The 14658-nt window shown below is 63.6% G+C and carries 14 protein-coding genes; 8 read left to right on the top strand and 6 right to left on the bottom strand.

Annotated features, from left to right (window positions below; genetic code table 11):
* Positions 1-35 precede the first annotated feature (35 nt).
* A complete protein-coding gene (locus FEZ60_RS14110; protein ID WP_172936328.1) occupies positions 36-1544 on the top strand; it encodes a hypothetical protein in 1509 nt (502 codons plus the stop codon).
* Between the two features lie 59 nt (positions 1545-1603).
* Positions 1604-2353: an ESX secretion-associated protein EspG gene (locus FEZ60_RS14105; RefSeq protein WP_172936327.1), complete on the top strand. Its 750-nt coding sequence runs from the start codon at positions 1604-1606 to the stop codon at positions 2351-2353.
* Positions 2354-2367: 14 nt separating this feature from the next.
* On the opposite strand, the gene FEZ60_RS14100 is transcribed toward FEZ60_RS14105, so the two are convergent.
* Together FEZ60_RS14100 and FEZ60_RS14095 are read right to left on the bottom strand one after the other, a co-directional pair.
* Positions 2368-3117, bottom strand: a complete 750-nt coding sequence (locus tag FEZ60_RS14100) for an SDR family oxidoreductase (RefSeq protein ID WP_033235516.1) — start codon at positions 3115-3117, stop codon at positions 2368-2370.
* Positions 3118-3132: 15 nt separating this feature from the next.
* Positions 3133-5454, bottom strand: a complete 2322-nt coding sequence (locus FEZ60_RS14095) for an arylsulfatase (protein ID WP_172936326.1) — start codon at positions 5452-5454, stop codon at positions 3133-3135.
* Positions 5455-5771: 317 nt separating this feature from the next.
* On the opposite strand from FEZ60_RS14095, the gene FEZ60_RS14090 reads away from it, so the two are divergent.
* Positions 5772-7034: an ROK family protein gene (locus FEZ60_RS14090; RefSeq protein WP_033235783.1), complete on the top strand. Its 1263-nt coding sequence runs from the start codon at positions 5772-5774 to the stop codon at positions 7032-7034.
* Positions 7035-7049: 15 nt separating this feature from the next.
* Here FEZ60_RS14090 and FEZ60_RS14085 read toward each other — a convergent pair whose 3' ends face one another.
* Positions 7050-7409: a nuclear transport factor 2 family protein gene (locus tag FEZ60_RS14085; RefSeq protein WP_033235515.1), complete on the bottom strand. Its 360-nt coding sequence runs from the start codon at positions 7407-7409 to the stop codon at positions 7050-7052.
* Between the two features lie 70 nt (positions 7410-7479).
* Here FEZ60_RS14085 and FEZ60_RS14080 point away from each other — a divergent pair, with 70 nt between their 5' ends.
* The gene (locus FEZ60_RS14080) at positions 7480-8349 is read left to right on the top strand and encodes a LysR family transcriptional regulator (protein WP_116101749.1); all 870 of its coding nucleotides are present in this window, start codon (positions 7480-7482) and stop codon (positions 8347-8349) included.
* On the opposite strand, the gene FEZ60_RS14075 is transcribed toward FEZ60_RS14080, so the two are convergent.
* The 3 genes from FEZ60_RS14075 to FEZ60_RS14065 are packed head-to-tail and all read right to left on the bottom strand — an operon-like array spanning position 8315 to position 10527.
* Positions 8315-9319 (bottom strand): tocopherol cyclase family protein, encoded by a 1005-nt coding sequence (locus FEZ60_RS14075; protein WP_233365685.1) that lies wholly within the window; start codon positions 9317-9319, stop codon positions 8315-8317. The genes FEZ60_RS14080 and FEZ60_RS14075 overlap by 35 nt on opposite strands.
* Positions 9316-9708 (bottom strand): PaaI family thioesterase, encoded by a 393-nt coding sequence (locus FEZ60_RS14070; RefSeq protein WP_172936325.1) that lies wholly within the window; start codon positions 9706-9708, stop codon positions 9316-9318. The genes FEZ60_RS14075 and FEZ60_RS14070 overlap by 4 nt, the downstream gene beginning before the upstream one ends.
* Positions 9709-9753: 45 nt before the next feature.
* Entirely contained in the window at positions 9754-10527 is a 774-nt protein-coding gene (locus FEZ60_RS14065; RefSeq protein ID WP_033235511.1) for a PIG-L family deacetylase, read from the bottom strand.
* Between the two features lie 101 nt (positions 10528-10628).
* On the opposite strand from FEZ60_RS14065, the gene FEZ60_RS14060 reads away from it, so the two are divergent.
* From FEZ60_RS14060 to FEZ60_RS14045, 4 genes are read left to right on the top strand one after another with little or no spacing between them, the layout of a single operon-like run.
* Positions 10629-11855, top strand: a complete 1227-nt coding sequence (locus FEZ60_RS14060) for an MFS transporter (RefSeq protein ID WP_095886744.1) — start codon at positions 10629-10631, stop codon at positions 11853-11855.
* A complete protein-coding gene (locus tag FEZ60_RS14055; protein WP_116101747.1) occupies positions 11801-12628 on the top strand; it encodes an alpha/beta hydrolase in 828 nt (275 codons plus the stop codon). Before FEZ60_RS14060 ends, FEZ60_RS14055 begins: the two co-directional genes overlap by 55 nt.
* Positions 12629-12640: 12 nt before the next feature.
* Entirely contained in the window at positions 12641-13999 is a 1359-nt protein-coding gene (gene mshA / locus FEZ60_RS14050) for a D-inositol-3-phosphate glycosyltransferase (RefSeq protein WP_172936324.1), read from the top strand.
* Entirely contained in the window at positions 13996-14529 is a 534-nt protein-coding gene (locus FEZ60_RS14045) for a YbjN domain-containing protein (RefSeq protein WP_095886741.1), read from the top strand. Before mshA ends, FEZ60_RS14045 begins: the two co-directional genes overlap by 4 nt.
* Positions 14530-14658 lie beyond the last annotated feature (129 nt).

The following is a 14658-nucleotide window of genomic DNA, read 5'->3' as shown; positions in this document are numbered from 1 at the left end:
TCCAGGTAGACACGGATGAATTCGGGGGGATAGTCGTGAGTCTTCATGATGTTGTGGCGGATGGTCTCGCCCTTGTGGCATCGGTGCCCGGTCGTGTCGCCGATGTGGCATTGGCCCCGACCGCTGTGCTCCAACATTTCACCGACGATCGCGGCGAGTTCGACGACACAATCGCCGAAGCATCGAAGGTCGCCGACCTGGAACGCGAAGTGAACTGGGCAATCCGCGATGCACTGACTCCGCGGGCGACGGCGTTGGAGTACAGCGAACACGCCATTCTTGAGGACGATCCCTTCGACGCGATGTCTCATGCTCAGATTTTTGCGCATGTCGACGAGATGAAGCCCGACATTCTTGTCGCGATCAGTAAGGCCTGGACCGAGATATCGGAGCGGGTTGTGAATGGAATCTCGGCCTTCAACCTCGCCGTCGGATCCGCAATCGGTGACGGCTGGCAGGGCAAGGGTGGATCTGCGGCCTTGGAGGCTGTTCTTGCGTACTCAGCTGACGGCCAGGAACTTCAGACACGAGTGCAACTGGTAGCCAACAAAGTCGAAGAAGCAAAGATCGCACTGGGACAGGCAAAACAGTCGATACCGCGTCCAAGCGACGCATCGCTTGGGGAACAGCTCATCAGCATGATTCCAGGGGAGTCGTGGCGTCAGGCGCAACATGAAGCCGAAGAAGCGGAGCGACTGGCGCGCCAGGTCATGAAGGAGATGTACCTGCCGTACATGAAGCGCGCCGATGATCAGGTTCCCGTCCTGCCGCCCGCATTCAATCCCATCACCTCCGGCGGCGGAACCTCCGGCGGCCGTAGTCCGTTCCAGACCGGTACCGATCAGATGTCGTACGAGCAAGCGGCATCCGCCGTGGGCAACTACCAAACATCTGGCGGTGGTAGCGGATTGGAACAGCGCACAGCTGATTCGCCAGGTGGCGCCGGGACTGACCCGACGGTCGGCGGCGCGGGTAACGGTGCTTCGGCTGGTGGATCAGGTGCGACGCCAGGCGCTGCGCTCGGCGACAGCGGACGGGTATCCGGGTCGGGAATCGGCCAGAGTGAAAGTGGTTCCGGGCCGGCGACTACCTCGGCGGCGTCCGCTGTGCCGCAGTCTGTCGGCAGTGGGTCCATCCCTGGTGTCGGACATGGCGCCGGACTTGGTGGAGGTACCGGTCTCACCGGCGGACCTGGGAGTGGCGGATTTGGCGGCGGCGGATCTGCAGGTGGGGCAGGTGGCGGCATCGCGGGCGGTGGGTCAGGCGCGAATGGATTGGGTGGCAGTGGTTTGGGTGGCAGTGTGGCAGGCGGCGGCCTGGGCAGTGCCGGCGGCAGCGGTGCCCGCGGCGGTGCGGCAGGCAGTCTCGGAGCAGCCGGTAGCCGGGGCATGATGGCCGGCGGAATGGGAGGCATGGCAGGCGGCCGCGGACAAGGCGACGACGACAAGATGCACGAGACGCCGGGCTACCTCATCACTCTCGACAACGGAAACGAACTGATCGGGGACCTGCCGATGGTCACGCCGCCGGTGCTGGGGCAGTGAACACTGGTGCTGGGGCAGCGAACACTGGTGCTGAAGCAGTGAACACTGGTGCTGAAGCAGTGAACACACAGTCACATTGGCGCTTCACCGGAATGGAATTCCAGATTCTGTGGGAAGCCGTAGGTCGGGACAGATTGCCGTACCCATTGAAATTCCGTCCGGCGGCCGAAACCATGACCGAACTGACTATGCAGCGGAAAAACGCGGCACTGCGGATCCGGCAGATTCTCGACGAGAGTATGACCGACGCGTTGCAGATACTGGCGGAGCCCACCGTACGCATCGAAGTGTCAGGATTTCACGGCGCCCGGATGAACATGGTGACACGGTTGCACGGTGCGATCGCCGGCGAGTGGGGAGTGCTGGTTGAGCAGTTGCCAGGTGCGGCAGCTGATTCCGCCTCCGATGTTGTTCTTTCGGTGCAACGGGCGTCGGTGCTGGTGTCCGCGATGGTGACGCACCTGCCGCAATGCCAGGCGGGGAAGGTTCGGGTCGCGTCGGCTCGGAACACGAAACATATTCCGGGAGAGTCGATCCTGAGTCGAGCCGACGATCCGCGACCAGCGCAGGAGTTGGTGAGGTTCTTTCGTCGGCCGCGCACGTCGATCGGTGAAATCACTATCTCGTCGGGCAGTGCCATAGACAGCAGACCGAACCGGGGCGACGTTGTCTTTCAATGGAACGACTTTGCCGACGACGGTAGGTACATCGTGAGAGGTGGTGAAACGCTCAGCGCTGTTGCGGCTTCCGCCCTCGACGTGGAAACGGCGATCATGGCCGCCGTTTCCACGAAGAGGCAACAACTCTAGGTGGTTGGGCTGTGCTAGGTCGTAGTGCGGTGGAAGCGTCCAGCACCTGCCTGATCGCGAGGACGCACGACGATCTGATCCAGGTTCACATGTGACGGACGTGCCGCGACAAAGCCGATGATCTCGGCGATGTCCTGAGCCACAAGCGGAGTGATGCCTTCGTACACCTTGTCGGCCTTCTCCTGATCGCCCTCGAAACGGACCAGGGAGAATTCGGTTTCGACGGCGCCGGGAGCGATCTCCGTCAACCGAACGGGCTTGCCCAACAATTCGCCGCGTAGGGTCCGATGCAGAACGGCCTGAGCATGTTTGGCGGTGGTGTACCCGGAACCGTTGTCGTATGCCTCGAGTGCGGCGATCGAGGTGATGGTGACCACCAAACCGTCGCCGGAGTCGATGAGCTTGGGCAGCAACGCTTTTGTGACCCGCAAAGTGCCCAGCACATTGGTTTCCCACATCCAGCGCCAGTCGTCGAGATCGGCCTCCATGACTGTCGCCAGGCCCTTGGCACCGCCCGCATTGTTCACCAGGACGTCGACGCGGGGCAGGACCGCGGCAAATGCGTCGACGGAATCCTCGTCGGTGACGTCGAGTTCGAGCGCGGTGCCGCCGATCTCCTCGGCGATCTTCTCGAGGCGATCGAGGCGCCGGGCCCCGATCACCACGTGAAATCCCTGATCGGCAAGCGTGCGGGCAGTGGCCTCGCCGATTCCGGAGCTGGCTCCGGTGACAACAGCGACGCGGGCATCGGAAGAAATGGTCATGACGCAATCGTAGGGCTAGTCGGCCGCGTACTCTGCCTCCCGCTCGATGGATTCGATGTGACGAGCCGGGACCTGGACGGTTCCCGGGGTGTATGTGACGGCTCGGAGCGCGCCGCTGTAGCGGAAGCTGCCGCGTCGACCATGCAGGTCCCAGGACACCGGTCCACGCGCATCGACGCCGACCGAGATGCCGGTCCACGGCGCCATGCCCACAAGTTGGACCTGATCGCGGAGGTGGCCGGCCGGAACGCCGTCGACGCTGACGTCGAGGTTCCAGCGCAGGCGCGGCGCGACTCTCACCGCAACGTCGATGCGGGTGCTGCCCACCGCGAGCGGCCCGGTGTCGATGCTTCGGTAGTCCCCGAACGCGTTGTATTCGAGATGGAGATGGCCGTCTTCGACGTACAGGATGTACCCGCCTTGGGGGTCGCCGTGCGCTACGAGGACGCCGGAGTCGCCGCCCTGGTAGCCGCTCAGTTCTACGGTGATGTCGAAGTCGCGGAAGGCGATGAGCCGAGACGATCGGTATCGCTCGAGGGTTGGGGTTCCTGCCAGGATTCGCACCGGCCGCGACAGCGCTTGTTCTTCGGGCCGACGCACCGCTCCGACGCCGTTGCCCAACAGCGGGAAGACGGTGTTCGCCCACGCCGAGTTGTCCCAGGCGTCGGCAAGTTCGCGGACCTTGTCCGGGTACTGCGCGGCGAGATTGTTCAGTTCGGTGGGGTCTGCGGTGACGTCGAACAGTTGCCAGTCGGGTTCGTCGATGTTGTCGGGTGCCAGCGCCAGCAGTTTCCAGCCGTCCTTGTAGTACCCGCGGTTGCCGGTCATTTCGGTGTATTGCTCGGTGTGGGAGCTCGGTGCCACCGGTGAATGCAGAACGTGGGCAGCCGAGACTCCGTCGAACTCCTTGGCGGGAAGGCCATGACGCACGGTCGGAACGTCGATGCCTGCAAGATCGAGGAGGGTGGGGGTCAGATCGGTGACGTAGGCAAACTGGTCTCGAATGCCGTTGTCGGCCGCAGCCGGTTTGATACCGGCCGGCCAGGACAGGACAAACGGCACTCGGACGCCACCGGCAAACGACTGGCCCTTGTAGAACCGGAACGGGGTGTTGGACGTCTGTCCCCATCCGCGAGGGTAGTGAACCCCCAACTGCGGACCACCGATCAACGATTCGTCGTGCGGGACATCGCCCACCCACTCGGGATCCTGCACGTGCGCGAACTGCGCGAAGTAGCTGCGCGTGCCGTCCGAACCACCCTCGGCCGTGCCACCGTTGTCGGAGGTGAAGACGATGATGGTGTTGTCCAACTCTCCGAGTTCTTCGAGCGTCTCGACAATGCGGCCAACGCTTTGATCAACCGAATCCACCATGCCTGCATAGACTTCCATGTAACGGGCAAACCGCGACTGTTGCTCCGATGTCAGGGAATCCCATTCGGGAACGTCGAAGCCAGGCTCGGAATTACGCGGTGCTTGCCGCGTACCTTCGGGGAACAGTCCCGCCGCGAGCTGAGCAGCAAAGCGGGATTCGCGGATTCGGTCCCAGCCTTCGTTGTAGCGGCCCCGGTACTTGGCTTGATCTTCGGGTTTGGCTTGCAACGGCCCGTGCATGGCGACGTGCGCAAAGTAGAGGAAGAACGGCTTCTCCGCATCGTGTGCCCGAAGGTCTTTGATGTAGCTGACAGCTTTGTCGGTGAGATCGTCTGTCAGATAGTAATTCTCGGGATACTCGTCGACGTCGACGACGGAGTTGTCGGAGATCAATTGATTGGGGTAGTAGAAGGAATTGAGGCCTTCGAGTGATCCGTAGTAGCGGTCGAATCCGCGCTGCGTCGGCCAGGAGTCGCGGCTGCGACCCGGCGCGAGGTTGGCATCACGCACGAGGTGCCATTTACCGACGGCGTATGTGGCGTAACCGGATTCGCGAAGGATCTCAGGCAGGGTCAGGATGTCGTCACCAAGCTCGAGCCGTAAGCCCGGGTAGCCGGGGTCTGCGTTTGCCACGAACCCGTATCCCGCGCGATGTGGATTGACTCCGGTCAGGAGCGCTGCCCGAGAGGGCGAGCACAGCGGCGTCGTGTGATAGTTGGTGAGCCGAACACCTTGTGCAGCAAGTCGGTCCAGGGTCGGTGTCTCGATCTCCGATCCGAACGGGCCGATGTCGCTGTATCCCATGTCGTCGATCAAGACGACCACGATGTTGGGGGCATCCGACGCCGGTGACGCTGTCGACGGCCAAGACGGGATCGAGTCGGCTGCGGTACGGCCGATCCGGCCACCGAACCCCTCGTAGCCGCGTGCGTGTGGTGGGGGAGTGGTGTCTGCGCCGGTCATGTCAGCACTAAAACAGCTGTATTTGCGGTTGGCCATAGTTGCATTCACTGTGATCGTTACCGCACCCGATTTGTGAAACTGGACAGAGCTGCTATTTTTGGATCTATGTCGACCGACCAGCCTGCCGCTTTGCGCGTCACCTATGTGACCGCTGCGTTGGGGTCGCGTCTGCCTCTGGCACGCGAACTGTGTTGTTGCCGCCGTTCTTTCTGCAGCTAATTTTCTGCGCCGCTCTCCACCCTTTCTTCCTTGACCAGCATTGATGCCGGTCCGAGGGCTGAAGTGTGCGCTTTCTCCTCCTTCTGCAAGGGACTGCCATGTCGACCCCCACACTTACTGCCCCGCAGCTTCGATCACGAACCGTCCTCTCCGGACCGCGGCCTCAGGTTGTTGCACCTGAGCTGCGCATCGCCGACGGACCGGCGGCAACTGTCCTCCGCATCGCTCGGCTGAGAGGCCCGATTTCGCGGGACACTGCTGCCAAGGCCTCCGGGTTGAGCATTGCAACCGTCAATCGGCAGGTCACGAGCCTGCTCGACCTCGGAGTGGTCCGTGAGCGAGCAGATCTGATTGCCTCAGGTGCCATCGGTCGCCCCAAGGTTCCGTTCGAGGTGAATCACGAGCCGTATCTGACGGTCGGCATCCACATCGGTGCAGCCGTCACCAGCATCATTGCCAGCGATATTCGGGGCCGGGTGCTCGGCGCCGTCGAAATCCCGACGCCCACCACCAATTCATCTGTTGCACTCGCGACTATCGCGCGTTCGGCAAAATCGTTCACATCCCGGTGGCACAAACGTCGACCGCTGGCTGTCGGCGTTGCGATCGGTGGACGCGTCGACTCTGCTACCGGCGTGGTCGACCACCCCCGATTGGGATGGAAGGGAGCAAAGGTCGGCGCCGTCATCGGAGCCGGATTGGGCTTGCCGGTTTCGGTTGCCGCGCACGTCGAGGCCATGGCCGCATCGGAATTGCTGCTGAGCGCCGATCGCACCGAGACACCGGCTACCGGGACCACTGCGCTGTACTTCTATGCGCGCGAAACATCAGGCATTGCGATCACTTTCGAGGGTCGCGTGCACACCCCGTCCAGCGGACCGGGCTCGATCGCGCACCTGCCGACGGGGTCGTCGGCCCGGTGCGCCTGCGGTTCCGTGGGGTGCTTGGAGGCGACCATCAGCGATCGAGCGATTGTGACGCAGGCGCTGTCGAGCGGCGCGGTGATTCAGGGTAGCGAGCGCATCACCATCGCCGACGTGTACGCGGCGGCCTCTGCCGGTTCGGCTGCGGCACATGAACTCCTGGTCGAACGAGCACGGGTGCTGGGTCGCACGGTGGCGCTGTTGCGTGATCTGTTCAACCCGGATCGTGTGATCCTCGGTGGCCAGGCTTTCACCGACTACCCGGCCGGCGCGCCGTATGTAGCCGAGGCTTTCTCGACGACATCGTCCCTGGAGCGTAAGGACATTCGGATCACCGGCTTCGGGAATCGGGTGCAGGAATACGCGTCGACCGTGGTGTCGCTGAGCTCGCTGTTCGCTGATCCGGCCGCAGCGATGCGCCGGGCCGCCGTAATCTGACTTCGTCTGTGCCGGTTACAGCTCCGGCCGGTCGAGTACCCGCAACCACCGTCCGTCGGGCTGGCGGCGCGCAACCTGAGTGCGTCCGCCGGTACCGTCGGCCGGCGCAGTGGAGGTCATCGCGAGATCACCGCTGACGACCGTCGGCAGCGCCTTCTCGACGGTGAACGTGGGTGCGGCAGCGAGCATCTGTGCGATCACGTCGCGGATGGCCGAACGCCCGACGGTAAGCGAACCGGGCGGAAATGCCATCACGGCGCCCTCTTCGTAGAGTCCCGCTACTGCGTCGGCGTCACCGGCGTTGGCGAACTCGACAAAGAGGCGAGCGAGGTCTTCCGGGGTCCGGGCTTCTCGAGTTGTGTCTGTTGTTGTCATGCCTCCATCGTGCTGCGATCCTGATGATAAGTCCAAGATCTGGTTTTTCTCGTAGCTAGAATCAAAAGTTATGGAACTTCGGCAACTCGAGTACTTCGTCGCAGTGGTCGACGAAGCGAATTTCACCCGCGCGGCCGAGCGTCTACACGTCGCTCAACCAGGTGTGAGTGCGCAGATCAAACGCCTCGAGCGGGAGCTGGGGCAGGAACTGCTCGATCGAAGCGGCCGGACCGTACGTCCCACCGAAGCGGGGCGCGCTGTGCTGCCCCACGCTCGCGCTGCCTTGGCCTCCGTGGACAGCGTCCGCGACGTCGTGGACGCGCTGAAAGGATTGGTCCGAGGCTCGGTTTCCGTCGGGATGGTCACGGCCTGTGCTTCGGCTGACCTGACGGATCTCCTGGCTCGGCTGCACCTCCGACATCCGGGTCTGGATATCTCTCTGGCCGAAGATGATTCACGCAACCTTCTTGCCGGTGTCGCGGACGGAACCTTCGACATAGCGGTTGTCGGGGTGGCGGGGGAGCTGCCCGAGGGCCTCGAATCCCGCGTGATCACCGATGAGCGACTGGTGGCGGGAGTGGCCGCGAATCATCCACTTGCCGAACGGGATACTCTGCCGTTCGCGGAGCTCGGGACGCGGTCCGTGATCTGCCTTCCACCGGGAACCGGTATCAGGACGTGCCTCGACGCGGCCTGTGTGGCGGTAGGCGTCGCCCCCACAGTTGCGCTCGAGGCCAGCAATCTCGGGATTATCGTCTCACTGGCAGCGCAGGGGTTGGGGATGGCGGTTATCCCGGAATCCGCAGTGGGACAGTTGCATCGGATCAACCTCGAACCTGAGGCCCGGTCCCGCTTGGAAATGGTGTGGCGCGCCCGCGGCGGCAAGAATCCGGCGGCGTCGGCGCTCATAGATCTGGCGCGATCTGCTCCCGTCTCGTGACTTCCGATTGGGCGCGGTCCAACCCGCCGTGCTCGAGGGCCGCGAGGTGAGAAGTGTCGGTCCAGTACACAGCGCCTCGCCGACGTACGGTCACAGTCAACGTGGCACCCAGATGTTCCAGTGCGCCAGGAACGTTGCGGCGCTGCGCGGGAAGAGGTACCGGGAGGATATGGGCGTCCGACAGGGGAGCGCTGCCCTCGATCTCGACACTCCAGAGGTGATTGCGGCCGCGTAGTGTCCAGCGGTCGTCGGCAACCACTGTGGTCACGGGCGAGGTGACCGGGTTTCCCAGCCGGAATACGGTTCCGTCGGGCAGTGCGACAACAACGGCGGTGACTTCGGTGCGAAGCGGCCCCGCGCTGATCTGCCCGCCCGCGAAGGCGATACATGCATGCGGGTCGGTGAACCCCTGAGCCTGGCCCCACCACCAGGATTCGGGGAAACCACCCTTGCCCCAGTTCTTCTCGCCGTACACCTGTGCTCCGGTGAGATCCCAGGTCTCGCCGTCGATGATCGCGGCGCCCTCGGCTCTGCCACCGAGAAGCCACGGATGCCAGTACTGATTGAGAGCGGGAACCGACTGGAAATAGCTGGAACCGCCGAAGCGTCGACGCGGCCAGAATCGCTGGTTCGAGATGCGAACGTCCAGACGCGCGGTCTCGAGATCGGCGTGTACCTGATCCGTCGTGCCGCGAAAAGCGTTGTCCGCATAGGCCCCTAGCCGGTCAGGGTCGGCATATCCGCCGGGATACTCTGTGTCGCTGAGGAAACCGCCGGGATGCGCGGCTACCGCGAGTGTCGACCAATGGCCGTCGGCCGCTCGATTGATTCCGGCCAGTGCAATGACAACGCGGCCGCTTTCCGGCAGTGTGAACCGCCAGAAATAGCCCTCCATCGCAACATCGTGCGAGGCAAGTAGATTGCCGTACGGCGCGGTGGCGCCGGATGACCGGTACCCGGGAAGGTTCACGGCCCCAACACTGCCTGGGATGCCGTGACCTGAGCGACCAGACGGCCCTCGTCGTCCCGGAGTTCGGTGACTATCGCGATGGTGCTGCGGCCGGCATGCAACGGCCGGGCAGTTGCAGTGACGGTGCCCTTGCGGACACCCCGAGTGAAGACCGCCGACGAACTGGTAGTCGAGGTGCCGGCGCCGGGTGGCAGGTTGAGGAATGCACAGACGGCGCCGACGCTGTCTGCCAGCGTCATCAAGGCGCCGCCGTGCATTCCGTTGCCGGCGGTGGTGCGGTGGTTGTCCCAATCGAGGTGCCCGACAACCTCTTCGGAGGTCGCACTGTCCAACTGCACTCCGGTATGAACGGCAAAAGGCATGCTCGCGACAAGCTGTTCGAGGTCCATGCCTACCGATGCTAACCAGAAGTCGAAGCCGATGTGGAGCTTCGGCTACAGCGGAAGCGCAGTTTCCGACAGGCCGTCCGGGGCGTTGCGTCGACGGAACCACTCGGTACCGAATGCCGCGGTGAGCTGCTCGGTGGGCATTTCGAGGAACGGCCCGAAATCCCCGACCTGTGTGGCGTGCGCGTACATGGCCGCGCGCTTCGAGCTGATCACCGAACTGACGTCGACGGCCGTGGTGAGCTGTTCGGCTGGAAGGCCGAACGTCTCGATGTCCGGTGGCTGCGCTTCTTCCGTCCACTCCGGGTTGGCAAGCATCAGCATCTTCATGTGATCGCGGTTGGTGGACGCCTCGTAGACGAGCGGTGTGCCCGCGAGCTCAGCCGCCCGAATGCCGACGTAGTGCACCTGAATGTGGTCCGGGTGTCCGTAACCACCATTGGCGTCGTAGATCGTCAGGATGTCGGCGTTCTCCTCGCGAAGAACTTCTGCCAGACGCTCGGCCGCCTCGTCTACTTCGGCATTGCAGAAAGCGTCGGGATTCTCGTTCTCGGGGGTGCCGACCATTCCGGAATCCGGATAGTGCAGCGACACGACACGGCTGGCACCGAGGGCATCGGTGGACGCCTCGAGTTCGCGGCTGCGACGCTCCGCCAATGATTCGTGCTCGTCCAACAGGCCGTCGGGATACTCACCCAGCGCACCGTCGGTGGCCGTGACGACAACAACGCGATGACCCGCGTCGGCAGCCATTCTCATGACGCCACCCGTGATGAATACTTCGTCGTCGGGATGGGCGTGGAAACACACCAGGACACTCATTCGCGCAATCGTAGGGCAAGCTACCGACAGGTCAACTCGAGCCGGGATTTGTGGTGGCTGCACATATTCTGTGAACCTTGTGGGGTGCACGAGAATAAGTCATGACCAGTTCCGACGATAAAGGCCTGATGGGGGCATATCGCGAAATATTCGCCGCCCCTGGCGCCATTGCCTTCTCCGCCGCCGGTTTCATCGCGCGGTTGCCGATCGCGATGATCGGCATCGGAATCGTGACGATGATCTCGCAACTTCGTGGTGACTACGGGCTGGCCGGCGCGCTCGCAGCAGTATTTGCGCTGTCCTGCGCCGTCATAGCGCCGTTGGTGTCCCGCACGGTGGATCGATTCGGGCAGCGCGCGGTTCTGCCCCTGGCCGCTGCGGTCAGCGCCATCTCGATCGGTGCGCTGCTGCTGTCCGTGAGATTCGAAGCGCCGGACTGGCTGCTGTTCGCTCTGGTGATCCCGGCCGGTGCGACCCCGACGATCGGTGCGATGGTTCGCGCCAGGTGGGTTGCGATCTACGTCGGAAAACCTGAGTTGCGCACAGCTTTTGCGTTCGAATCCGTCGTCGACGAACTCTGTTTCGTGGTGGGGCCGGTGCTCTCGGTCGGTCTGAGCATCGGGTTGTTTCCCGAAGCCGGTCCGCTCGCGGGAGTAATTCTTCTTGTGGTCGGCACGCTCCTACTGGTGGCGCAGCGATCGACGGAACCCAAGATTCATCCGCGCATACCGGGCCGGGGACGCTCGGTTCTCGCGAACCCGGCGATGTGGATCGTCATCATCGTGATGGTGATGCTGGGAACCATGTTCGGCGTCATCGACGTCGGTGCCATCGCGTTCACCCAGGAACAGAACTCGCCCGGGTCGGCGACCGTCGTCCTCGCCCTGTTTGCCGGCGGATCGGGAATCGTGGGCTTGGTGTTCGGGTCCCGGCACCCGACGCGCTCGCTACGCGGACAGCTGATGATCGCGTCCATTGCCGTCACCGTGCTGAGCATTCCGCTCCTGCTGGTCGGCAACGTCGCGGGACTGGCAGCGGCCTACATCCTGGCCGGCGCGACAATCGCGCCGACGCTCATCATCGCCACAGCTCTTGTCGAGCAGATCGTCCCACCCGAGAAACTCACCGAAGGTATGACGCTGACGGTGACCGGCCTGGGCGTCGGCGTGGCGCTCGGATCCGCGCTGGCGGGGCAGCTGATCGACCGCTACGGAGTCTCGTCGGCGTACACGCTTGCCGTCGGCGCAGCGGTCACAGCCTCTATCGTGACGGCATGTCTATTCGTGAAGCCGTCAGCGTCGACGGCACGTCCATCGTCTACCGAGTAACCGGAAACCCGGAAGCAACCCCGCTGGTCCTGCTGCACGGCTGGGCACAGTCCTCGCAGTGCTGGGGTGAGCAGGTTCTGAGCGAACTGGCGTCCTCGCACCGGTTGATCGCCGTTGATCTACGCGGCCACGGATACTCCGACGCCCCCGAAGACGGTTACGACAACAGCGCGAACTGGGCCGGCGATGTTGCCGCTGTCCTGGCAGCCGAGGGCATCACCGAGAAAGCCGTGTTGCTCGGGTGGTCGTACGGCGGACTCGTGATCTGCGATTACCTGGCAGCGCACGGAACGGACGCTGTGGCCGGCGTTGTCCTGGTCGGGGCGATCACGAGCATCGGACGCGGTGAGAAGGGCGGCAAGGTGGGTGCGGCAATGCGCAGCGCTGTTCCCGGTGCCATGTCGGAAGATCCCCGCGAGGCGATTCGGGCACTCGGCGCGTTCGGCAACGCGCTCACCGGCCCGCCGGAAGGCAAAGGGGCCCAGTCGCAGGCCCTATTCGGTGCGAGCCTCGCGACCCGCCCGCGCGTGCGGGCCGCACTGTTCAACCGTGCGGTCGGTCACGACGAACTGCTCCGTTCCCTCGACATCCCGGCGCTGGTTCTGCACGGCACCGAAGACTCCGTTGTCGACGTGAGTGCAGGTAAGCACGCCGAAGAGCTGATTCCGAAGTCGCAGGCGTCGTACTGGGACGGCTGCGATCACGGGCCGTTCGTCGAGGATCCGACCCGATTCGTGTCCGAAGTGAGAACGTTCGTCTCCAGCCTCGGTTAGAGTTCGCGCCCGGTGAGGGGGCACTATGGAGTCGTGACACCCACGCACACTTCGCGCCCTCGCCGGGTGGCCGTACTGTCGGTCCACACCTCGCCCTTGGCGCAACCAGGCACCGGTGATGCAGGTGGGATGAACGTCTACGTCCTGCAATCCGCGATTCAGTTGGCTAAACGTGGTGTCGAGGTGGAGATTTTCACCCGCGCGACGTCATCGGCAGACTCTCCCGTCGTCGAAGCCGCACCGGGGGTTCGGGTGCGCAACGTCGCCGCCGGTCCGTTCGAGGGCCTCGACAAGGCAGATCTCCCGACGCAACTCTGCGCGTTTGTCGCCGGAGTCCTGCGAGAGGAAGCGCGTCGTGAACCGGGCTATTACAGCCTGATTCACTCGCACTACTGGCTGTCCGGGCAGGTCGGCTGGTTGGCTCGGGACCGCTGGGGCGTTCCGCTCGTCCACACCGCGCACACTCTTGCCGCCGTCAAGAACCTGTCGATGGCAGAGGGGGACACGCCCGAACCCGCCGCTCGGCAGATCGGTGAGCAACAGGTTGTGGCCGAGTCCGATCGGCTTGTTGCCAACACCACCGACGAAGCCAAAGCTCTCCACGAGTTGTACGGGGCCGACCCGACGCGCATCGACGTCGTCGCGCCTGGCGCGGATCTGACGCTCTATCGTCCGGGCGATCGTGATCGGGCCAGGGCGTCGTTCGGCCTGAATCCCGGCGAAGTGATCGTGACGTTTGTCGGTCGCATTCAACCGCTCAAGGCGCCGGACGTCCTGCTGCGTGCCGCTGCGGAAGTCATCAGCCGCAACCCCGGATTGCCGCTACGCATCCTGGTCGTCGGTGGTCCCTCCGGTACCGGGTTGGCTCAGCCGGACGTCTTGATCGAGCTGGCACGCGCCCTCGGCATCACAGCGCAGGTAACCTTCCTGCCGCCGCAGGCGCCGACGCGGCTGGCCGATGTGTATCGGGCGTCGGATCTTGTTGCCGTACCGAGCTATTCGGAATCGTTCGGGCTGGTGGCCATCGAGGCTCAAGCCTGTGGGACTCCCGTGATCGCCGCTGACGTCGGCGGGCTGGGTGTTGCCGTTCGCAACGGTGAGACGGGCCTACTGGTGCAGGGGCACAAGACTCAGGATTGGGCAGGCGCTCTCGAAGCGCTGGTCACCGAACCCGCGCGTCTGGAAACTCTTGCCGAGCGCGCTCCGCGTCACGCGGAGAACTTCTCGTGGGAACACACCGCGGACGGACTTCTCGAGAGCTACCGCAAAGCCGCCGTCAACTACAACAACGGAACCGGTCCCAGTGACTTCTCGCCCCGCCGCGCGCGGGGACTGTGGCGTCTGCGACGGACCGGAGGAGTGCGTACATGAGCAGTGTTTCCGACATCATCGAGCAGGCCCTCACCGAGCGTGAACTCGAATTCACGAAGCGCGACGGCACCCATTTCATCGTCGAACTTCCCGGTGAGCACAAACTCAAGACGTCGACTTTGCTGACCGTCGGGAACCACGGTGTGCGGGTCGAAGCTTTTGTGTGCCGCAAGGTCGACGAGAACTTCGAGGGTGTCTACAAGTTCCTGCTCAAGCGGAACCGTCGCCTGTACGGGGTGGCGTACACGCTCGACAAGGTCGGGGACATCTACCTCGTCGGCAAGATCTCCGAACATGCGGTGACCGGTGACGAACTCGATCGGGTTCTCGGCCAGGTCCTCGAGGCTGCGGACGGCGATTTCAACGTCATCCTCGAACTCGGATTCTTCTCGTCCATCAAGCGTGAATGGGCGTGGCGTGTCTCGCGTGGGGAGTCGCTGGCGAACCTGCAACCGTTCAGGCATCTGATCGAAGAAGCGGACGCAGAGAACGCGGATGCCGAAGAATTGGACACTGCCGCCGAGAAGTGATGCGTGAGACATATCGGTGATGTGTCCCGTAGGGTGTTCTTTACTTTGTGACTACCATCACGGAATAATGCTGTTTCCGTAAGTCACAGTAAATTGTTCGTCGCCTTGCCGCGCAACCTTCACGAGGAG

Source organism: Rhodococcus sp. MS16, from assembly GCF_013277795.1.
GTDB lineage: Bacteria > Actinomycetota > Actinomycetes > Mycobacteriales > Mycobacteriaceae > Rhodococcus_F > Rhodococcus_F globerula.
This window is presented reverse-complemented; position numbering and strand designations above follow the sequence as displayed.